This window comes from Exiguobacterium sp. SRB7LM (assembly GCF_015712685.1).
Lineage (GTDB): Bacteria > Bacillota > Bacilli > Exiguobacteriales > Exiguobacteriaceae > Exiguobacterium > Exiguobacterium profundum.
In genome coordinates this window covers 1,969,560-1,990,601 of record NZ_VWVR01000006.1, presented here as the reverse complement: position 1 = coordinate 1,990,601, position 21,042 = coordinate 1,969,560, and the positions used below count along the sequence as shown (strand labels likewise).

23 protein-coding genes are annotated in these 21,042 nt (G+C 48.7%); 12 read left to right on the top strand and 11 right to left on the bottom strand.

Annotated elements, in window-relative coordinates:
- The first annotated feature begins 37 nt into the window (after positions 1 to 37).
- Entirely contained in the window at positions 38 to 487 is a 450-nt protein-coding gene (locus F3H97_RS10915) for an OsmC family protein (RefSeq protein ID WP_074035459.1), read from the top strand.
- Positions 488 to 549: 62 nt separating this feature from the next.
- On the top strand, positions 550 to 993 hold the full coding sequence (locus tag F3H97_RS10910; protein WP_196431386.1) for a GNAT family N-acetyltransferase: 444 nt from the start codon (positions 550 to 552) through the stop codon (positions 991 to 993).
- Here the strand turns inward: F3H97_RS10910 and F3H97_RS10905 are convergent.
- The gene (locus F3H97_RS10905; protein ID WP_196431385.1) at positions 990 to 1,436 is read right to left on the bottom strand and encodes a DUF4385 domain-containing protein; all 447 of its coding nucleotides are present in this window, start codon (positions 1,434 to 1,436) and stop codon (positions 990 to 992) included. The genes F3H97_RS10910 and F3H97_RS10905 overlap by 4 nt on opposite strands.
- Positions 1,437 to 1,510: 74 nt before the next feature.
- Between F3H97_RS10905 and F3H97_RS10900 the strand changes: the two genes are divergently transcribed.
- The 7 genes from F3H97_RS10900 (at position 1,511) to rbsB (ending at position 7,807) form a co-directional block, all read left to right on the top strand.
- Positions 1,511 to 2,053 (top strand): GNAT family N-acetyltransferase, encoded by a 543-nt coding sequence (locus tag F3H97_RS10900; protein ID WP_196431384.1) that lies wholly within the window; start codon positions 1,511 to 1,513, stop codon positions 2,051 to 2,053.
- A gap of 107 nt (positions 2,054 to 2,160) precedes the next feature.
- The gene (locus tag F3H97_RS10895) at positions 2,161 to 3,138 is read left to right on the top strand and encodes a LacI family DNA-binding transcriptional regulator (RefSeq protein WP_196431383.1); all 978 of its coding nucleotides are present in this window, start codon (positions 2,161 to 2,163) and stop codon (positions 3,136 to 3,138) included.
- 3 nt (positions 3,139 to 3,141) lie between these two features.
- On the top strand, positions 3,142 to 4,026 hold the full coding sequence (gene rbsK / locus F3H97_RS10890) for a ribokinase (protein ID WP_196431382.1): 885 nt from the start codon (positions 3,142 to 3,144) through the stop codon (positions 4,024 to 4,026).
- Complete coding sequence (rbsD, locus tag F3H97_RS10885; protein WP_196431381.1) at positions 4,026 to 4,415, top strand: D-ribose pyranase; 390 nt, start codon at positions 4,026 to 4,028, stop codon at positions 4,413 to 4,415. The genes rbsK and rbsD overlap by 1 nt, the downstream gene beginning before the upstream one ends.
- Before the next feature lie 11 nt (positions 4,416 to 4,426).
- Positions 4,427 to 5,905: a sugar ABC transporter ATP-binding protein gene (locus tag F3H97_RS10880; protein WP_196431380.1), complete on the top strand. Its 1,479-nt coding sequence runs from the start codon at positions 4,427 to 4,429 to the stop codon at positions 5,903 to 5,905.
- 1 nt (position 5,906) lies between these two features.
- Complete coding sequence (locus tag F3H97_RS10875; protein WP_159563085.1) at positions 5,907 to 6,872, top strand: ABC transporter permease subunit; 966 nt, start codon at positions 5,907 to 5,909, stop codon at positions 6,870 to 6,872.
- Positions 6,873 to 6,895: 23 nt separating this feature from the next.
- Positions 6,896 to 7,807, top strand: coding sequence for a ribose ABC transporter substrate-binding protein RbsB (gene rbsB, locus F3H97_RS10870; RefSeq protein WP_031421977.1), 912 nt, complete (start codon positions 6,896 to 6,898; stop codon positions 7,805 to 7,807).
- A gap of 54 nt (positions 7,808 to 7,861) precedes the next feature.
- On the opposite strand, the gene F3H97_RS10865 is transcribed toward rbsB, so the two are convergent.
- The 5 genes from F3H97_RS10865 to F3H97_RS10845 all read right to left on the bottom strand — a co-directional run bounded on the left by F3H97_RS10865 (position 7,862) and on the right by F3H97_RS10845 (position 13,709).
- Positions 7,862 to 9,190, bottom strand: a complete 1,329-nt coding sequence (locus tag F3H97_RS10865) for a sugar phosphate nucleotidyltransferase (RefSeq protein WP_196431379.1) — start codon at positions 9,188 to 9,190, stop codon at positions 7,862 to 7,864.
- 99 nt (positions 9,191 to 9,289) lie between these two features.
- Positions 9,290 to 9,913: an arylformamidase gene (kynB, locus tag F3H97_RS10860; protein ID WP_196431378.1), complete on the bottom strand. Its 624-nt coding sequence runs from the start codon at positions 9,911 to 9,913 to the stop codon at positions 9,290 to 9,292.
- Between the two features lie 15 nt (positions 9,914 to 9,928).
- Positions 9,929 to 10,768: a tryptophan 2,3-dioxygenase gene (gene kynA / locus F3H97_RS10855; protein WP_196431377.1), complete on the bottom strand. Its 840-nt coding sequence runs from the start codon at positions 10,766 to 10,768 to the stop codon at positions 9,929 to 9,931.
- A 12-nt stretch (positions 10,769 to 10,780) separates the two neighbouring features.
- Complete coding sequence (gene kynU / locus F3H97_RS10850; RefSeq protein ID WP_196431376.1) at positions 10,781 to 12,055, bottom strand: kynureninase; 1,275 nt, start codon at positions 12,053 to 12,055, stop codon at positions 10,781 to 10,783.
- Positions 12,056 to 12,194: 139 nt separating this feature from the next.
- Complete coding sequence (locus tag F3H97_RS10845) at positions 12,195 to 13,709, bottom strand: glycine betaine uptake BCCT transporter (protein WP_196431375.1); 1,515 nt, start codon at positions 13,707 to 13,709, stop codon at positions 12,195 to 12,197.
- 132 nt (positions 13,710 to 13,841) lie between these two features.
- Between F3H97_RS10845 and F3H97_RS10840 the strand changes: the two genes are divergently transcribed.
- Positions 13,842 to 14,690 carry a Cof-type HAD-IIB family hydrolase gene (locus tag F3H97_RS10840; protein WP_196431374.1) on the top strand — a complete coding sequence of 283 codons (849 nt, stop codon included), beginning with the start codon at positions 13,842 to 13,844 and terminating at the stop codon, positions 14,688 to 14,690.
- 568 nt (positions 14,691 to 15,258) lie between these two features.
- On the top strand, positions 15,259 to 15,423 hold the full coding sequence (locus F3H97_RS10835) for a hypothetical protein (protein ID WP_167365511.1): 165 nt from the start codon (positions 15,259 to 15,261) through the stop codon (positions 15,421 to 15,423).
- A 25-nt stretch (positions 15,424 to 15,448) separates the two neighbouring features.
- On the opposite strand, the gene abc-f is transcribed toward F3H97_RS10835, so the two are convergent.
- Complete coding sequence (gene abc-f / locus F3H97_RS10830) at positions 15,449 to 17,293, bottom strand: ribosomal protection-like ABC-F family protein (protein ID WP_196431373.1); 1,845 nt, start codon at positions 17,291 to 17,293, stop codon at positions 15,449 to 15,451.
- A gap of 337 nt (positions 17,294 to 17,630) precedes the next feature.
- Here abc-f and F3H97_RS10825 point away from each other — a divergent pair, with 337 nt between their 5' ends.
- Positions 17,631 to 18,530, top strand: coding sequence for a DMT family transporter (locus F3H97_RS10825; RefSeq protein WP_196431372.1), 900 nt, complete (start codon positions 17,631 to 17,633; stop codon positions 18,528 to 18,530).
- A 43-nt stretch (positions 18,531 to 18,573) separates the two neighbouring features.
- Here the strand turns inward: F3H97_RS10825 and F3H97_RS10820 are convergent, their stop codons facing one another.
- From F3H97_RS10820 to F3H97_RS10805, 4 genes are all read right to left on the bottom strand, one after another.
- Positions 18,574 to 18,765: a hypothetical protein gene (locus F3H97_RS10820; protein WP_074035480.1), complete on the bottom strand. Its 192-nt coding sequence runs from the start codon at positions 18,763 to 18,765 to the stop codon at positions 18,574 to 18,576.
- Between the two features lie 13 nt (positions 18,766 to 18,778).
- Complete coding sequence (locus F3H97_RS10815; protein ID WP_196431371.1) at positions 18,779 to 19,684, bottom strand: Gfo/Idh/MocA family protein; 906 nt, start codon at positions 19,682 to 19,684, stop codon at positions 18,779 to 18,781.
- A gap of 63 nt (positions 19,685 to 19,747) precedes the next feature.
- Complete coding sequence (locus F3H97_RS10810) at positions 19,748 to 20,473, bottom strand: anti-sigma factor (RefSeq protein ID WP_196431370.1); 726 nt, start codon at positions 20,471 to 20,473, stop codon at positions 19,748 to 19,750.
- Positions 20,470 to 21,030 carry an RNA polymerase sigma factor gene (locus F3H97_RS10805; RefSeq protein WP_196431369.1) on the bottom strand — a complete coding sequence of 187 codons (561 nt, stop codon included), beginning with the start codon at positions 21,028 to 21,030 and terminating at the stop codon, positions 20,470 to 20,472. The genes F3H97_RS10810 and F3H97_RS10805 overlap by 4 nt, the downstream gene beginning before the upstream one ends.
- Positions 21,031 to 21,042: the final 12 nt, after the last annotated feature.

Genomic DNA, 21,042 nt, shown 5'->3' with positions numbered 1-21,042 from the left:
AAATAGTTGTGTTTGATTATGGAGAGGAGGATGCAACATGTCAGAAAGACCATTAGTAACGATGCGCGCCGAAGGAGAAGCCGGAGGCGTTAAGACGACTGTGCGTGTAGGCGATCACACCCCATTTATCGTGGATGAGCCAGAACGACTCGGTGGGACGAACAAGGGACCGAATCCACTCGAGTATCTTCTCGGTGCCCAGTCGTCCTGTACGACCATCATGATTGCCTATGCCGCCCAGGATTTGAACTTTGAGTATGAAGGGGTCGAGTTTGTAACAGAAGGGACGCTCGATCCTCGAGGATTCCAAGGGATGGAAGGTGTCCGAACTTACTTTGAGTCGACACATATGAAAATCGTATTGGATACGACCGAATCGGATGAGCGAATCGAAGCATTAAGGAAGGCTGTCGAGGCACGTTGTCCAATTCATAATCTCATGCATGCAGCAGACGTAGCGATGACGGCAGAATGGACTCGAAAATAAGGATGAGGGCAACCTCATCTTTTTTACATAGAAATCGTGAAAAGAGTACGGAGGGAAGACGAATGCATCACCGACCGATGACGCGTGAATGGGCATGTCAAATTCAAGAATGGACCTATGGAGCTCCTTATGACTTCTATAATCAATCGCCTTCTGAAGAGGGAATCGCCGAGTTGATGACGTATCAGGTGATTGTAGAGGAGCATGAGCTGATTGGATTTTATTGCATCGGTTCCCCGGCTCAAGTGCCCAATTCGACATATCCGTATTGTTTAGAATTTACGGATATCGGGTTGGGGATGCGACCTGATTTGACGGGGAAAGGATATGGAAAATCGTTTGTGACATACGTCATGGAGAGAGCGATGGAACGGGGCAAACCGCTTCGCTTGACGGTCGCCTCCTTCAACGAACGAGCGATTCATCTATACGAAACGGTTGGATTTCGTACCATCACATCATTCGAGCGAAATGAGATTCCGTTTCAAGTGATGGTACGCGATTAACCATATTTTTTCTGATGTGCCTTTTTACGTCGCAAATAATCCTCATCGGCACGAAGTTGATCCCAATATGTTTTGAAGATGCGGGCAGACTCTGCCTTCTCTTCGTCGATTTCGCGCTCATGGAGGTCACCGTCTTCTTTATATTTACGACCACCTTTATAATTGGCATAGCGTCGGGCTCGTGTGTAACCCATTTGGATGAACTTTCGGGACATGTCCATCCCGACGAAATCGTCGTTCGCGCGATACGCTTCAAACAATTCCATGATTTCTTCGGCAGATTGCTTCGCAATCTCAGGCGTCTTAAATCGCCAATGAGGCAAAATTTCACTTTTATACGGTTCGACGAGTAGCACACCTTGTTCGCCACGACCGACCCGGTACAGTTCGGGTTGTTTTCGGAAGTCGATTTCATCAAAATTTAAATCATAGTCAAATGGCATGTTCATTCCTCCTCGCCTAACGTTTCCCATTAGGTCGGTGGAGGAAACAACTTGAAGGAAAAGGATGGATTTATATGATCAAGATGGAGACAGAACGGTTGGTCTTAAGAGCATTTACGCTAGAGGACGCAGAGGATATGTATCATTATGCAAAAGATGAGCGAGTCGGACCGATGGCGGGTTGGGCACCTCATGAATCGATTGAAGAAACAAGGGACGTCATTCAACTGTTTATCGAGGAAGCAGATGTATGGGCCATCGTCTTGAAAGAGACCGGGCAAGTGATCGGTAGCATCGGGTTACACGACCGAAGACCAGACCCGTCGATTCAACATGATGCACAGCGTGAGATCGGTTATGTGCTCAGTCCAGATTATTGGGGAAATGGTTACGTGCCAGAAGCCGTTCAGGCGATGATCCGATTTGGGTTCGAAGCGTTAGGGTTAGAACGGATTTGGTGCGGCTATTTCAGCTTCAATGACCAATCGCGACGCGTCGTTGAGAAGTGTGGGTTCACTTATGCGTTCACGAAAACACAAGAATTGACCCGACTCGACGGACGAACGGTAGAAAACCTCGTCCATGTCCAATTAAATCCGACGTTCTCTACACATTGAAGCACGATTTCAATGTGTTTTTTCATGAAATCATAAAAATCCCTTGATATGTAACCGGTTACACATTAAGATGGTTTTGTAAGCGTTTCCAGAACGGAGGATGTCAAATGGCGACCATCAAACAAGTAGCAAAATATGCGAACGTCTCAGTGGCGACCGTATCACGCGTCATGAATAAAAGCGGATATGTGAGCGAAGAGGCGAAAGAAGCGGTCGAAAAGGCGATTGCGGAACTGAATTACGCGCCGAACCGAGTTGCTCGTTCGCTCTATAAAAAATCGTCGAATTTAATTGGACTTATCATGCCAGATATCACGAACCCGTTCTTTCCACAGCTGGCTCGGGCGATTGAGGATGTCGCCAATCAACATGGGTATCAAGTCGTCTTATGTAACACGGATGAACAACTTGAAAAAGAACAGACGTATTTAGTCGCCTTGCAAACGATGCACGTCGATGGCCTGATTATTACAACAAATCATTCGCACAATCCGAATTATGAGACGTTGGATTTACCGATGGTCGCACTAGACCGAATCGTAAAAGCGGGGATCGACGCCGTTGTATCAGATGGATATGAGGGTGGAAAGTTGGCGGCCGACACGCTGTTACAACGTGGTGCGACACGACTGGCACACATTGCCGGACCGGATCATCTCAAAACGGTCAAACGCCGAACCGAAGGATTTGTCGAAGTAGCGGGAGAGAAGCTCGTCGGGATGACCGAGTCCACGTTCACGTTCAAAGACGCATTGAAAGCGTCCCAAGAGCTGTTCGACCATGCTTGGCCATTCGATGGCATTTTCGCAGCGAACGATGTGATTGCAGCCGCCGTATTACAGGAAGCAGTCCGTCGAGACATTCGTGTCCCAGAAGAGCTACAGGTCATCGGATATGACGGGATCGAATTAGGCGAGATGACGTCTCCGCCGCTGACGACCATCGTCCAGCCTATCTATGAGATGGGGCGAGTGGCGACAGAACGATTGCTCGATTTGATTGAGAAAAAAGACACGCGACCGAAAGAGATGTTATTACCGGTCACGTTACTTGAAAGACACACGACAAAGCGGAAGGAGAGATAAAGAATGAAACGCATTGTTGTCATTGGCAGTATATCGATGGATCTTGTCGTCACATCCGACAAACGGCCACAAGTCGGAGAAACGGTCATCGGTGAGTCGTTCCGCACCGTTCCAGGGGGAAAAGGTGCGAACCAAGCGGTCGCTGCCTCCAAATTAGGCGGCACTGTTCAGATGGTCGGTTGCGTGGGAAGTGATCCGTTCGGTCAACAGGTTGTTGAAAACTTCAAACGACACGAGGTCGATGTCACGCATGTTCAGATCATACCGGAGGAAGTGACGGGTACGGCCCATATCGTATTAGCAGAAGGGGATAATTCGATTGTCGTCGTCCAATCGGCGAACAAACGAGTCGTTTTCACGGATGAGGAGCTCGAACATTTTCTCGACGAGCAGGCGTTCGTGCTCCTGCAACTCGAAATTCCAATCGAGACGGTAAAACAAGTGACCGCTTACTGTAAAGAGAAAGGGATTCCGGTGCTACTCAATCCGGCACCGTCTCAACCGCTTCCACCAGAAGTGATTGAGGACGTCACGTATTTAACGCCGAACGAACATGAATGCCGTGACTTATTCAACGGAATGTCCATAGATGATGTTCTCAAACGTTATCCGAACAAGTTACTCGTCACGGAAGGCGTCCATGGCGTTCGATTCCATGACGGACGAGACGTCCGTCATGTGCCAGCCATCCGAGCAAACGTAGTCGACACAACAGGAGCAGGTGACACGTTCAACGGTGCACTCGCTGTCTCCCTCATCGAACAAGACGATTTGGAGACGGCCGTACGGTTTGCCGTAGTCGCATCCGGCATGAGTGTCGAAGGCTTCGGTGCACAAGGTGGTATGCCGACACGACAAGATGTACAACAACGATTGGAGCGCGTGTGATGAAAAAACAAGGAATTTTGAATAGTCATTTAGCAAAAATCTTTGCCGACCTCGGGCATACGGATCGCGTCGTCATCGCCGATTGTGGGCTACCGATTCCAGACGGGGTCAAGCGGGTCGATCTTAGTCTCCGCATCGGGGAACCTTCCTTTCTTGAGGTGCTCGATGTCGTCGAATCGGATTTGGTCGTAGAGCGCATCACGATTGCTGAGGAAATCCTCACACACAACCCGACGATTGCGGATTCACTGAAAGAACGATACGCGAGCATCAACATGTGTTCACATGAAGATTTCAAACGAGAGGTCGCAAAAGCGAAAGTGGTCATTCGAACTGGAGAAGCGACACCTTACGCCAACGTCATCTTACACGCCGGGGTCATTTTTTAAGGGGGGATTCGATGCATATTCAGTTGAAAGGCATCTATAAGTCGTTCGGACCAGTCTCCGTCTTAAAAGGAGTCGATTTCGAACTGTTGCCTGGAGAAATTCATGCGCTTATGGGCGAGAACGGGGCCGGAAAGTCGACATTGATGAAGGTGATGACCGGTCTGCATGCGCAGGATGAAGGTGAGATTCTCATCGACGGCGCGAAACGTCAATTCAAGCACCCAAAAGAAGCGGAGCAAGAAGGCATCGCCTTCATCCATCAGGAGCTCAATATCTTACCGGAGATGACGGTGACAGAAAACTTATTTTTGGGTCGAGAGCTGACAGGACCGTTCGGGATGGTCAAACAGCAGGAGATGACAAGACGTGCTCGAGAATACTTGGCTGAATTGAACGTGTTCATGGATGTCGATGAAGTGGCACGCAACTTATCGGTCGGTCAGCAACAGATGATTGAGATTGCCAAGGCGCTCATGACAGATGCGAAGGTCATCGTCATGGATGAACCGACAGCCGCCTTGACAGATCGCGAAATCCAGGCGCTCTTCGCCGTGTCTCGTGCCTTACGAGATCAAGGCGTGTCCATCATCTATATCTCACACCGGATGGAAGAGATTTTTGACTTATGCGACCGAATCACGGTACTTCGGGATGGACAATCCATTTCAACTCGTACGATTCAGGACACCTCATTTGAGGAAACGGTGCGCGATATGGTCGGTCGCGAAATTGGGGAACGCTATCCGACACGTACCGCGACGCTCGGGGACGTCGTGATCGAGGTTGATGATTTAATAGGTAACCGGTTCCACAACGTATCGTTCAACGTTCGTGCCGGAGAAATCGTTGGGTTTTCTGGATTGATGGGAGCGGGGCGTACCGAGGTGATGCGTGCGCTATTCGGAGCAGACACCCACAAAGGGGGAGTCATTAAACTGAATGGGAAACCGATTCGAATCAAGACCCCAGCCGACGCCATCAAGCACGGTATCGCGTTTTTGACAGAGGACCGAAAAGGAGAGGGCTTACTCCTCGATTTCTCGCTAAGAGAAAACCTGTCGCTCCCGACACTTGATAAACGAGCAAAAGGATCGGTCATCTCGAAGCAACAGGAGGAGACGTTCGCCGAGACATACTTACAAAAATTGCGGGTCAAACATCATTCGATGGAACAAAAAGTGAAGTCGCTGTCTGGTGGGAATCAACAGAAGGTTGTGCTCGGTAAATGGTTAGGTGTCGAACCGGACGTCTTGATTTTGGATGAACCAACCCGAGGCGTCGACGTCGGTGCTAAGAAAGAGATTTACAATATCATGAGCGATCTCGCGGAATCAGGTGTCGCCATCATCATGGTCTCTTCTGATTTACCGGAAGTGCTTGGGATGAGTGATCGGATCGTTGTCATGCGGGAAGGTGTCGTAACCGGAACGCTCACGAAAGAAGAGGCGACACAAGAAAAAGTAATGACGTATGCGACAGGAGGGCAATGATATGGAATTGAAAGCAACAACTTCGCTGAAGCGCCCGGGTCGACTCGGATGGGGACAAAAATTAGGACCGCTGTTCGGTCTACTCGTCATCGTCGTCGTCGTGACGGCGCTCGAACCAGGATTTTTATCATTAAATAATATCTTTAACGTACTCCGCCAAGTGTCGATCAATGCCTTGATTGCCTTCGGGATGACGTTTGTCATCTTGACAGGGGGCATCGATTTATCGGTCGGTTCGATTTTGGCGCTCGCTTCTGCACTGGTGGCAGGCATGATGGTGGACGGTCAACATGCGGTTATGGCCGTTGCACTCGGCTTGATTGCAGGTGCCGTTCTCGGAGCGTTCAACGGGGCGGTCATCACGTACGGAAAAGTGGCACCGTTCATCGCGACATTGGCTACGATGACCATTTATCGGGGATTGACGCTCGTCTATACGGACGGAAGACCGATTACAGGTCTCGGGAATTCCGGTTGGTTTGAGATGCTCGGACGTGGTTATTTCTGGATCATTCCGGTGCCGGCATTGACGATGCTACTCGCATTCGGTGTCCTTTACTTCATCTTGAAGAAGACGACATTTGGTCGTCATACGTATGCGATTGGTGGGAATGAAGAAGCGGCTAAATTGATGGGGATTGGCGTCAATAAAGTCAAAATCATGATTTATTCGCTATCCGGTATGCTTGCGGCACTCGCTGGCATCATCTTGACGTCACGTCTCAATTCCGCACAACCTACAGCAGGAACGTCGTATGAACTCGATGCCATCGCAGCGGTCGTTCTCGGGGGAACGAGTCTTGCGGGTGGTCGCGGCTGGATTGTCGGGACGTTGATTGGGGCGTTGATCATCGGAACATTAAATAACGGATTGAACCTTCTTGGCGTATCATCATTCTTCCAACTCGTCGTAAAAGGTGCAGTTATATTGTTTGCAGTATTGCTTGATCGTCGACAAAACGCGTAACACGCGAAAGGGGAAAACGGAACATGAAAAAATGGACAGCTTGGCTACTCGCACTGACAATGGTACTGATGGCAGCTTGCTCGACTGAACAACCGGGGTCATCGTCTGAAACGGAAACGAAAGATGGCGATTATGAAATCGGCTTATCGATCTCAACATTGAATAACCCGTTCTTCGTCGCACTGAAAGAAGGCGCAGAAGAACAGGCGAACGAAATGGATGCGACGTTGACGGTAGCGGATGCGCAAAACGACGCGGCGAAGCAAGTGAATGACGTCGAAGATATGATTCAAAAGGGGATGGATTTGATTCTCATCAACCCGACAGATTCAGAAGCAGTCGGCGCGGCGGTACAAGCAGCGAACGATGCAGGCATTCCCGTCATCACGGTAGACCGTAACGCTGAAACAGGGGACGTCGTCGCCCACGTGGCATCAGATAACGTCGCAGGTGGACAGTTGGCGGGTGACTACATGGTCGAACTCGTAGGCGAAGGGCAAAAAGTCGTCGAGCTCGAGGGGATTCCAGGAGCGTCTGCGACACGTGACCGCGGACAAGGATTCAACGAAGCCATCGATGGGAAATTGGAAGTCGTGGCAAAACAATCGGCAAACTTTGACCGTGCAGAAGGATTGACGGTCATGGAGAACATCTTACAGGACAATAAAGACATCGTCGCTGTATTCGCACATAACGATGAGATGGCACTCGGTGCCGTTCAAGCACTCGAAGCGGCTGGAATGAGTGACGTGAAAGTCATCGGATTCGATGCGACAGACGATGCCGTCAAAGCGGTCGAAGGTGGGACGATGGCAGCTACGGTTGCACAAAAGCCCGCTGAGATTGGGAAGCTGGGTGTAGAAGCGGCAATCAATCATCTGAAAGGTGAAACAGTGGAGGAAAACATTCCGGTCGAACTCGAATTAATCAAATAAGTAAGAAGAAACCTCACGATGCCTTGATTTCGGGTAGAGCTCGTGAGGTCATTTTTATTTATATGGGGAAATGAGAAATTGTGTATCGTTGTTCATATATTTTAAAGAGTACTGCACTTCTATTAAAATGACGGTTTCGCTTGCTTTTAACATATGTGCTTTTCCGCGTTGAATTGAGATGGCATTGGTCGGTCTTACCTCAAATGATTCTCCATCAATCGTCACGATTGCTGTGCCTTGGAGAATCGTCCAAATTGTATCGGTCTCTTCATGATAATGGTAACTGAGTTCTTTCCCTGCTTGAACGAGCATGCGACGTGTCACACTGTGATGCCCATCGGCGAGTGTCTCATGATGGATGACTTCCGACTGCCCCCATCGCTTCCATTTGAATTTTGGATAGTCGTCGGATGAGGCGAGATAATCTTTCAGCTGCGGGGTCGCCTCTTTCTTCGAGACGAGAATTCCATCCGCGTTGACGGCGACGACAAGGTCTTCTAGCCCAATCCCAATCAAAGGAAGGTTCAATTCATTGATCACATGCGTGTTCGTCGATTCGAACAGTTCGACTTGACCGTGAGTTGTGGACGTCATTTCTTCAGTCAATGTGTTCCATGTTCCTAAGTCTTTCCAATCGCCATCGTAGCGGTGAACGAATACCGACTCTGCATGTTCGACAACGGCATAGTCAAACGAAGTCTTTTCTAATTCGTCATAGCGTGAAGTGAGGTCTGAATAAGTTGTCGGTAAGTTTCGTTCTGCTAGTTCATCAAGTAACAGATGTAACTTGCAAGCAAAGATTCCACAGTTCCAAAGGGCACCTTGTCCAATCAACTGTTCTGCTACATCGACGGTCGGTTTTTCCTGAAATAGGCGAACCGAGGACATTTGGGCCGTCTCGTCTGGAACGATATATCCGTATTTTGATGTCGGATGAAGGGGTGTGACCCCAATTAGATGCAGAGCATCATCGTTCGCTTGGACTGCTTCATCGACTTGAGGGAAATATTCAAAGAAGCGGAGGTCGACGTAAGCATCGACCGGCATCACAAGTACCGTTTCATCCAGAGGCACATGTTGCTCGTTTAAATAGCTTGCCCCGAGAACGATAGCGGGAAATGTATCACGACGAGTTGGTTCGGAAATGATATTAGTATCTGTACCAACTTGATGAATGACACAATCTTTTTGCTGAACATTTGTGATAATGAAAGCGTTAGTGTCTAAATCTTGTGTTTTTAGTTGATTATAAACTCTTTCAAGCATTGATTGTTTCGTTCCACCTCTGCTAGGCAATAAACGAATGAATTGTTTGGCATTCGAATTGTTCGAAAGTGGCCATAGTCTTTTTCCATCACCGCCAGATAATAATAGAATCTTCATCGAATGTCCTCTCTTCAAATAGAGTTTCTCATCTATTTCGCCAAACGTCGGACTATCCCTGTCTAATCAAAAAAGAGACAGCCGATTCCGGCTATCTCTTTACAATATAGGGCGAAGCAATGCGCGAACGGGACTTCCATCCCCTTCGACGATTGGGAGAGGGACGGCATTCAAATCGTAATCTCCCGGTAAGATATTGTCTAAAACGAGTCCTTCTAGGATATGCACACCATTTCGTGCTAACGCGTGATGGCCGCTCATCTCTTTACTGTCAATCGCATCAACGGACGGTAAGTCGAGTCCGATCAAGAAGATTCCGAGTTCTCCGAGACGATCGGCAAGAGCGGGTGTCAGTTCAGGAATCGTCTCTGGGAAGACGCTCTTATCGGACCAACCATCCGTTTTTAAGATGAGGCGTTCCACCCCAGTCAAATCGTGACCATCCAAATCAGATGCTTCAATCTTTGCCTTATGCGGTAGATGAATCACACGGGCTGGTCCGATATATACGGACGGATTGAGGTCGATCACGCGCTTCCCATGGTCGTCAAAATGAAACGGTGCATCGATGTGGGTCCCGAGATGTAAACTCAATGTCATCTTCCCGACATTGACCGAACCACTCTCTGCCATCGGCCACGCGATTTCATACGAAAATTTTGTATCTCCCGGCCATGTCGCAACATCGGCATGAAGTGGCTGTGATACATCAATCCAAGTCATTTTGTTCAGCTCCTCTTATAGTGATGTCCGGACCGTCCACAGTTCTGGGAAGAAGCGATGATCGAGCACGCGACGTAAGTAGTTCACGCCAGACGAACCACCTGTCCCCATCTTCTGTCCGATAATGCGTTCCACGGTGCTCATATGGTTAAAGCGCCACATCTGTTGCTGACTCCCGATATCGAGTAGCTTTTCACCGAGCTCATATAAGTCCCAATACGTGTCGACGTCTCGATAGACTTCGACCCATGCCTTCTCGACACTTTCATTCCATTCCCAATCCTGGGTGACATCACGTTCGAGCACGCTCGCATCAATCGATAGACCCCGACGATGCATTTCGCGGACGGTCACATCGTAAATACTAGGAGCTTGTAGCGAGCCTTCGAGCAATGGATACAGTTTTTTATCGTGCGCGTAAACACTGAGCGTCCGTGCGTTTTTGAAGCCGAGCGCGAATTCGATTTGTCGGTTCTGGTAAGATTGAAAACCAGAGGACGAGCCGAGTTGGTCTCGGAACTCTAAATACTCGGCCGGCGTCAACGTCGCGAGAACGCCCCATGACTGGATGAGTTGTTGCTGAATCTTCGAGACGCGGGCGAGCATCTTGAACGAACGTTCGAGTTCGCCGTTCGTGATGGCCGTCGTGGCTGCTGTCAATTCATGCAAAATGAGTTTCATCCACAACTCGCTCGTCTGGTGGATGATGATGAACAGCATCTCATCATGATGGTCAGAAAGGCGATGTTGACTTGATAAAATCGGGTCGAGTTGGAGATAGTCCCCGTACGACATGTCTTTTGAGAAATCCGTTTGAATCGATTTTTCTACTTTATGTTCTGTGCGTTCACTCATGACAGTTCCCCCTTATGCGACCACTTCGCGGACGTTCTCGAACGCCTCGTACTCTTTGTCGTCCATGATTTTCTTCAACGTCACGATCACGTCATATACGTCGGTAAACGTGTTATACAATGCGACCGGTGCGAGACGGATGATGTTCGGTGCCCGAAAATCTGGGATGATGTGATGTTTCTTCAATGCCTTACAGATACGTGCCGCCTCCGGATGCTCGATGCTCAAATGAGCGCCACGCTGTCGTGTGTCCGTCGGGCTACCGATGAAGAATCCGTGTGGTGCGAGCATCTCTTCGATCAAGTCCATCATATACGTCGTGAGCGCGAGTGATTTTTGGCGAATCGCTTCCATCCCGACCTCGTTGAACATCTCAAGCGCGCCAAGCTGAGGGGCAAGACTCATAACGTGTGGCGTTCCGATTTGGAATGCGCCGGCATGTTCGGCAGGTGTCATCGTATGATCCATATCGAACTGCTTATCTTTGCGCGAACCGAACCAGCCGGCGAGTCCAGGTGCCGTGCCGAAGTGACGTTCATGTACGAATAAGCCACCGACCGTTCCCGGACCCCCGTTCAAATGTTTATAGTTGCACCAGTATGCGAAGTCGACACCCCAATCATGGAAGTCGTGAGGGATGGCACCGACGGAGTGACAGGCATCGAAACCAATCAAAATCCCACGCTCGTGCGCCGCTTTCGTCAGACGAGGCATGTCTAAAATCTGACCGCTCCGATAGAGGACGGTCGGCAATACAATGAGGGCAATCTCGTCGGTCATCGCGGCAATCAAGTCGTCTTCTACCAAGAAGCGCCCATCCGGACTGTCGACTTGAACGAGATGCTCAGAAGGGTCGAGTCCACGTAGTTCGAGCTGACTCTTCAAAGCGTAAATGTCAGACGGGAACGTGAGGGCGTCTGCCAAAATCTTCGTACGTTTGCCATCCGGTTTGAAGAACGATGCGACGAGTTGATGCAAGTTCACGGTCGTCGAACCAGTGACCATCACTTCTTCCGGCTTTCCACCGATGAGCGGGGCATTCAGTGCGGCTAATTCTTCGGACAAGTTGAACCAAGGATGGCGACCTGACATCCAGCCATCAATCCCGAGCTCTCTCCAGTCCGCAAGTGATTCAAGGAGTGTTCGCTCGGCTCGTTTCGATAAGAGACCGAGTGAATTCCCATCCATATAAATCCTGTGTTCCGGTAAATAAAATTCTTCCCGATACGATGCGAGCGGGTCTTGTTTGTCTAGTTGTTGTGCGTAAGCACGTGTGAAATCGTTCATCTCCCCATATTCCCCCTTTAAAGCTTATACGTTGTCAAAATCGTAGCAATCGGACATAAGGAAGTCAACAAACAACGAGATGTCGGCGAGTCAAACTAAAAAACGCTCAAGGATCTTCCCGAGCGTTTAAAAATATAGCTTATTTTATTTTTCGTACGTTCTCTTGTCGGAGTAACTTAAATAATGTGAACACCATCAGCAGAAGAATAATCGTGAAGGGCAAGGCGGAAATCAACGACGCAGTTTGAAGTCCTTCTAAGCCACTCGCAATCAACAAGACGGCAGCGATTCCTCCTAACAGAACCCCCCAGGCGATTCGAACGTGGAGGGGTGGATTCAAGCTACCATTCGTCGTCATACTACTGATGATGTAGGTAGCAGAATCGGCAGACGTGATCAAGAACGTCAAAATCAAGAGAATCGACAAGACGGACAGGATGAAACTGAATGGGAGCTCGGCAAACGTCACGAACAATGCGCTCGTCACGTCCGCATTGACGGCTTCAGCGATGGAAGTCCCTTCGAATAAATCTAGATGTAGGGCAGTGCCCCCGAATACGGCAATCCAAAGGAGCGCGATGAACGGAGGAACGATGAGGACACCGACGATGAATTCACGAATGGTACGGCCTCGTGAGACACGTGCGACGAACGCTCCGACAAATGGGGACCAGGCGATGGCCCATGCCCAATAAAAGATTGTCCAATCCCGGACCCACGTCCCTTGTTGATACGGTTGTAGACGAAGACTATAGCGAATGAAATTTTGTAAGTAGTCACCTAGACCGAGCGTCAAGGTTTCTAAAATGAAAATGGTAGGACCGGCAAAGAAGACGAAGACCATCAACACGAGTGCGGTACCTAAGTTGATGTTACTCAACCACTTGATGCCACGATCGAGCCCTGTCGTCGTCGATGTTAAAAAGAGAGCGGTCAAGACGACGATGATGGCGACTTGCATCCAAGCGGTGTTCGGGAGCCCGAACACGCTGTTCAGTCCGCCATTGATTTGAAGAACACCTAAACCAAGCGACGTCGCGACACCCATGACGGTGGCAATGACCGCTAAAATATCAATCGTCTGGTTCAACGGTTGTTTGTACGGTCGTTCTTTTATAAGTGGTGAGAGGCTAGTCGAGATGAGCCCGTCCGCATTACGACGAAACTGGAAATAGGCGATGATCAGTCCGACAATCGCAAAGACAGACCATTGACTGACACCCCAATGGAAGAACGAATAGGCCATCGCGAGGCGTGCCCCTTCGACCGTCAATGCCTCCGTATCCGTATAAGGTGGCGTAAAGAAATGACTCATCGGCTCGGCAACACCCCAAAAGACGAGTCCGACACCGAATCCCGCGGAGAATAACATGCCGATCCAAGTAAAGAACGGATATTGAGGGCGATCGTCATCCTTCCCGAGACGGATTTTTCCGTATTTACTGAACGCTAAAAAGACTAAAAAGAGCACAAACAAGAATACGGAAAGTAAATAGAACCAACCGAACGAGCGAGTTGTAAAGTTAAAAATAGATCCTGCGATTGAAGCGAATGATGTTGGGGCAATCGCTCCGAATAGAACGAGTAAGGCGATCAAACTTGCTGAGATGTAAAAGACGCGATTCAAACGTGGCTTTTGTTTAGAATCCTTCATAGATGTCCCCTTTCAAAAAAATTATGTAGCATTAATAAACGGTTCCCTAATCTCCACATTGCAAACAGGAGACGCATTTCATCGTGTTTTGTATAGTTGAATCGGGAAAAGAACCAAAGAGGAGGGAACGATATGAAATTGATTGCGATTGATTTAGACGGGACGCTGTTATCGCGCACAGGCGTGATTACAAAGGCAAACCAGGAGGCGATTCGTCGTCGGCAAGAACAGGGTGATATCGTCACGATTTGTTCAGGACGTTCGATTCATGATATCGAGGAGCTGTTGAAGCGAAGTGACCTCGTCTGTCCGATTTTGTCAGGTAACGGAGCAATCGGGTTTTATGAGAACGAGCGAATTTACTATCATGCGATGGATCAAACGGTTGTAGACGAGCTATGGGAAATCGCGAACGCAGATGATGCGTACGTCGAATTTTATACGAATGCGGGAGTGAAAGTACTCCGTTCAGGGAGTGATTTATTAAAACGGGAACTCAATGAGGTGTTGCCACATGATCAATCGTTCACCCGTGAGTGGGCGGAACGTGAGATTGAAATCCAAAATGAGCAGTTCGGTCTGACATATATGGATTCGATGGCAGACATCGACTTTGCACGAGATGAAGTGTACAAGGTGTTTGTCTATTCGTTCGATCGCCGAAAGCTACACCGGTTGCGTAAAATCTATGAACCACGGAACGATATTTTGATTACGACTGCGGGGTGGACGAAAATTGAAATCGGACATCCTCATGCGAGTAAAGGCGCAGCCTTGAAACAGCTAGCTGAGCATTATCAGATTCCGATGCGTGATGTCGTCGCCATCGGAGACAATCTGAATGATGTGTCGATGTTCGAAGTGGCAGAAACAAGGATTGCGATGGGGAATGCTGTGGATCCGTTAAAAGATTTGAGCACGCATATTACAAAGGATGTAGAAGAGGACGGGGTCGCTTATGCGCTGACGCATTATGTATGAATTGGATTATGGAGAAATCGTGAACGAGGATTGAATCTCACTTAAAACGGATATTGTATACATGTAACCATTCACTTTCTGAAATGAGTGGGGAACGGGGAGGCACTTTCGTCACCTGTCGCTTATGGATGAAAGGGATGGGCAAAGTCCATATGAACGTGAATCGTGTATTCCAAACGATGATACGTCGGCCTCTGCTTGCCATCGGAGCAAGCATACCAGACAGACTGTTTGTATACGGAATTCCACATGATCCGCGTCAGAAGTGGACATCATAGGTGCCAAGTCCTCTCGTGCCCATTCAATCAAAATGTCTATGAGTCACCTATTTGATTTCATGTTTTCGAATGAAAAACAATTGGTGAACCAATGGACGATGAACGGATTGGAATGATGCGTCACGTTGGCTTGGACATCTCTAGTCGAACCAAATCATGGATGGGACGGTCAATCGAGCAAGGGCTTGGTTGGATGAAAGTCCGGGGACTAGAGAATCAAGAAAAGCGCCGAGTGAGGGCGCTTTTCTTGTGGTATCCTATTGAGTGAATGCAACCGATGGAGGGATCATATGCCAAAGCTATATTGGTTCGGAACGTTCCTTAGTGGAGTGATTCTTTTGACAACGGGAACGATGGAAGGTCTTTACCGCATACTCCCAATTGGGTTGATGGCTATCGCGGTCATCGGCTATTTCATACAGATTCGATTCGAGCAAAAGAAGCGGCGCCCTTGATTGGGTGCCGCTTCTCTATATTAGGTTATAAAGATTCGAGCAAACGTGTCATCACGTCATCGATTTCTTTTTGCAATGCATCAACTTGTCGTTGTAACGCCATCAATTCATCAAGGTCATCCAATTCATTCATCCGTTGGAGCAGTGCCCGATGCTCTGTCTCTAATTGGGTTAGGTGAGTTTCCTCATCAACCGTAGATGGAGCAGGTTTCGTCTGCTTCAGCGATTTTGATTGTTTGATGTGTTCCGTTTTAGGTTCATCTTTCGATTCCTGTCCACGTTTGTCGAGGGCATAGGCGACGTTACCTTCGAAACGTGTCATCGTCCCGTCGAGCCAATACGTGATAGGGAACAGCTTATTCAAGAAGTAGCGGTCATGGGAAACCGTAACGACCGTTCCAGGGAAACGTTCGAGTGCCTCTTCAAGTGCCTCTCTCGATTCGATATCGAGGTGGTTCGTCGGCTCATCTAGGACAAGGACATTGATTTCTTCATGGACGAGGATGGCAAGCATGAGTCGCATCTTCTCCCCGCCGCTCAAATTCGTGACTGGTTTAAACACACTCGCGCCGTAAAACAGAAATTGAGCGAGAAGGTGTCTCGCTTTGCCTTCATCGACTGCGATCCGGTCCCGAAACGCCTCGATTAAGCGATGAGATTCGTCGAATGTGATGTGTTGCGATAGATAGCCGATTTTGGCTTGGTCGGCTCGCCTTACGGTTCCGGCTTGCGGGATAACTTCACCGAGCAATATTTTCAAAAGCGAAGACTTTCCACTCCCGTTCGGTCCGACGATGGCGACGCGTTCCCCGTACCCTGTGTAGAAGTGCACGTCTTCAAATAGAGGACGATCATAGATAAGTGTCATATCATTTACTTCGAAGACGTCGCGCCCGGTTCGCCCGTTCGTCGTGAACTGGATATTCGGTTGCTCGGCTTCGAGTTGTGGTCGCTTGATTCGTTCAATTCGTTCGAGAGCCTTTTCCATCGATTTGGCGCGACGATAGAACTTTTCATTCGGCGGATTGCCCTCGTTGGCCCATTGCCGCAACTGCCGGATCGTTTCCTTCATTTTTTTGATTTTCTTCTGTTGCTCCGTGTAAGCGTGAAACTGGTCAAGCAACTGTTTTTCTTTTTGGGCAACGAAGTCCGTATAATTCCCAGGATAACTCGTCAATTCTCCATCCTCGCACTCGACGATTCGTGTGGCGACCGCATCTAAGAAGACCCGGTCATGGGAGACGATGAGGAGCGCTGAATCGTAATCCTGTAAATAGGATTCGAGCCAAGTCATCGCTTCTAAATCTAGATGGTTCGTCGGTTCGTCCAAAATGAGTAGCTCTGGTTCCTGAAGGAGTGCTAAGGCGAGACCGATTTTTGTACGCTCGCCCCCGCTTAGCGTATCGAACGGTTGGTCCACGAATGAGGTCAATTTGAGTCCATCAATCATTGCGCTGATTTTTGACTCGTAGACATATCCACCCGCATGTTCGAATTGTTCTTGAATGGCACCGTATGATTCGAGAAGGCGTTCGAGCTGTTCGGACGTCGCCATCTCTTGCTCGAGGGAAGACATTTTTTCACTCAGGCGAGTCACTTCCTCAAAAGCAGTATAGAGGACGTCACGACCACTGCGTCCAGGGTAGTCAGGAAGCTGCACCAAATAGCCGATAGAGAGTCGTTGTCGGCGGTAAATCGTACCGGCGTCATGCTCTTCAGAGCCGACAAGGATTCGTAACAGCGTCGTTTTGCCACTGCCGTTTCGGCCGACAAGACCGACTCGTTCGTTTTCGTTCATGAATAAATTCGCATCTGTGAGAACGGCGTGCCCGCCGTATTGTTTTTGAATGTGTTGAAGATCGATCAACATAATAGGTTCCTCCTAAGGTTAGGGCCTATCAAAAAAACCGAACGCAAAGAAGCGCTCGGTTTAGAAAGAGAGAGGCGCTTTGTCGTATATTCAGCAATGTCTAAAAAAGGACAGACGGGTCCCTTGATTAAGCGACATCGTGAAAAATCGCACGCAAAATGTACAAATGTTCAGTTGTCCAATGCGTACGTCCGACAAATTTCACCTTTCTCCCTCCTTCCATTCATCCATATCTTGATTGTAAGCGTTTTTCTTACGACTGACAATGAAAATAAATGAAAATAAAGGAAATGGAAGCAAGGATGTCGTATATAGTCGCCATCGAGGAGGCGAAGAAATGAGGAAAGAATGGCTAGGAGCACTCAGTTTGACCCTTGCGGCGAGTATATGGGGCGGGATGTATGTGGTCAGTAAATATGCGCTCGCATATATTGAACCGTTCACGTTCGTCTGGTTACGATACGCTGTTGCATTTATGGTCCTTTTCGTCGTTTGGTTTCGGTTTGGACGGGAATCGATTCGACGGGCGGATTGGAAGTGGATCGGACTCGTCGGCGTCATTGGATACGTCGCTTCGATTTCGTTTCAATTTATCGGAACGAAGCTATCGGATGCACATACCGGCTCCCTTGTGACCGCAGCGACACCAGCTTTCATGGTCTTATTTGCCCGAATCTTATTGAAAGAACGACTGACTCCTGTCAAGATTGGAGCGCTTGGGCTGGCAACGGTCGGTGTTCTCATCGTCGTCGGTTGGGAAGGGGAAGGGACGTATCGAGTAGGCAGTTTCATACTTGTTCTAGCTGCCGTGACGTGGGCACTCATGTCGATTTATGTGAAAATCGGGACACAGTCGTTGTCGACCTTGACGCTCACGACATTTTCGATCGGAGTCGCATGGTTATTGATGACGCCTTTGATGAGTATAGAGGTGATGCAAGCAGGTTGGCCAAAGTTAAATGGCGTCCTTTGGCTTAGTGTTCTCTATATCGGTGTCGTATCGACGGCAGGAGCGTTTTTCTTCTGGAACAAAGGACTCGAGTTAATGGATGCGAGTGTCGGGTCACTCTTTTTCTTCTTTCAACCCTTGGTTGGCGGGACGCTCGGGTGGCTCGTTTTGAACGAAACGCTCCATCTTAACTTCTTTATCGGTGCCGGTTGTATCATGACGGCTGTGACGTGGTCGACGCTCGCGGAACGAAGAGAACAACTGCCGATTTCAAATCGTCATCTGTAATGGCAAAGCGGTCGCCCTCATTTTGGAGGGTGACCGCTTTTGATTAAAATCCATGATGGTCGAGTTTGTCTTGTTCGCGCTTCATCTCGAGTTCAAGCCGTTGGATCGCGAGTTTCTCTTCTTCGATCTTCAATCGTCGTTCTTCGACACGTGCTTCTCTCGTTTTGATAATCGTATTGGCACCGACTGACGAGACGACAATCACCATAACCATGATGTAGAAAAAGAAATCCATATATAGCCCTCCTTCACTTGATTAGATTTGTGACAAGTCGTTGTGTCTCAAGGGCAACACGACCGTCTGTTGAAATCGCTGTATCATCGATGAGTGCGGAAATGAAGTGGTCAATCGCGCCCTGGAAACCACGTTGCGTGAGTGTCGTGTCCCACGACCCGAACGTTTCGACCTCATGCCGACCTTGCTTGAAACGATGTAGCGTGACCATCTCTTCGACAGACAATCGTTCGCCATCCCGGACGATCGAGACGTGCTCATGGTTCACTCCTGCTGAACGGTGCATCGATGTCGTGTGCATTCCGTGCTCATCTTGCCACACGTGGCGGGCGAATCGAAGCTCATGCTTGTCATTGACTTCGACGTGACCTGAGACGAGTGTTAGCTTATTACCAGCGAGGAAACGTAGCGTATCAATGACATGTAAGTAATCATCGAGTAAGGTGAAGGTCGCATCCTTAGGGCCGACGTCATTCTCGCGATGTTTTACCACATCAATCATGTGAGCAGAGGACTCGTTTTGTAGACGCATATACATCGGAGCGAAACGTCGATTGAACCCGACCATCAATTTACGCCCAAGACGTTCGGCTTGAATGACGAGCTGCTCCGCTTCCTCGATTGTTGCGGCGAGGGGCTTATCAACATAAACATCGACGCCGTGTTCTAATAAATACGATACGATGTCATAATGAGTTTCCGTTGAACTATGTACGAACGCTGCATCGATGGATGAGGCGAGTTCATTCAACGTGTCGAAAGAGGTCATTCGATACGTTTGGCAAATCATGTCTCGCTTAGATGTGTTCGGGGAAAAGGCACCGATCAAGTCGATTCGAGGATGAATCGAAAGGATGGGTAAATACGCTTTTTGAGCGATATTTCCAAGTCCGACAATACCGATTTTTGGTTTTTGCATCCCATTCACTCCTTTGGTTCATCATAACAAAAAACCGGACGGCAGATGCGTCCGGTTAGGGAATTATAAACTTGCGCTTAAGACCATTTCACCTTGTGGTGTCTCGTTTCCACGGTTTGGTTCTTTCGTGACGGCGACCGTATCCCAGTCGACGTCGACTTCATCTGAGTCGAGCGTATAGATGACGGTCCCGTTACCTTTGTCGTCTGTGACAAAGGCACCGGTTGGGATCGGAGCATTATCTTTTAAAAGCCAGACTTGGTACACTTCATTGTCGTCGAGTGAAGCTAAGCCGTTCGTTTGGACAATCAATTGCGTCGTACCGTCTTGCTCTGCAAGATAAGCGGTTCCTTCAGATTCACCCTCAAGTGGAATCGTCTCGGTCAATGCGATGCCAGGTGAGTCGGGTTGATTGGTGAGCAGATACCCGTTTCCGATCAAAGAGAGAAGGAGTGCCGCCGCGAGCGTCACCATCCCCCAGACAGGTACTTTCCGTTCTCGTTTTGCTTTGAAAGGTGTGACAGGTGGAACGGGATCAGATGTCACAGAAGATGTCACGGGTTCATTGTCTTCTTCTTCTTCGAATACACGATCGAGGACACGTGCTTTCATGCCTCGGGGTGGTTCAATCGGAGTAGACAAGAACGCGACGCCACCGACGAGTGCTTCGAGTTGTTCGAGCTCTTCTTGACAATCTTTACACGAAGCCAGATGTTGTTCAAATTTCGCTCGCTCATCTTCTGATAGATGTTGGTTGAAATAGTCAATCAATTGGTCGCATGCGTTCATTGTTCTACCTCCTTTCCGATGAATTCATGGGATAACTGTTTCCTCAGTTGCTTCAGCGCCAGTCGGACCCTTCCTTTCACTGTACCAAGCGGGATGCCACATGCATCAGCGATCTTCTGCTGACTGAGCCCTTGGAAGTACATGAGTCGGACGACTTGCTGTTGTTCGGCTGGAAGTGTTGCCATGGCCGTCTCGATTTGAGCGCGTTCTTCTTGCCACTCCACTTCTTTTTCAACGGATGGTGACTCAGAAGGGATGGCCTCCGCGTAGGACTCATCTAATTGTAAATCAGGTTTACGCTTTCGAATCAAATCGATGGCCACGTGGCGGCTCATCGTAAAGAGCCAGGACCTGAACTTGCCTTTCGAATCATCATAGACGCCACCGCCGCGCCACAACTTGATAAATACTTCTTGCATGGCTTCTTCGGCTAAATCGCGATCCTTTGTCAGTTGTAGGACAAAGGCGTATAAAATTCGCTCATACCGATCATACAATATTTCGAGCGCTTCTTTGTCCTTTTGCCGGACACGCTCGTACAATTCTAAGTCAGTCATAACATACTCCTT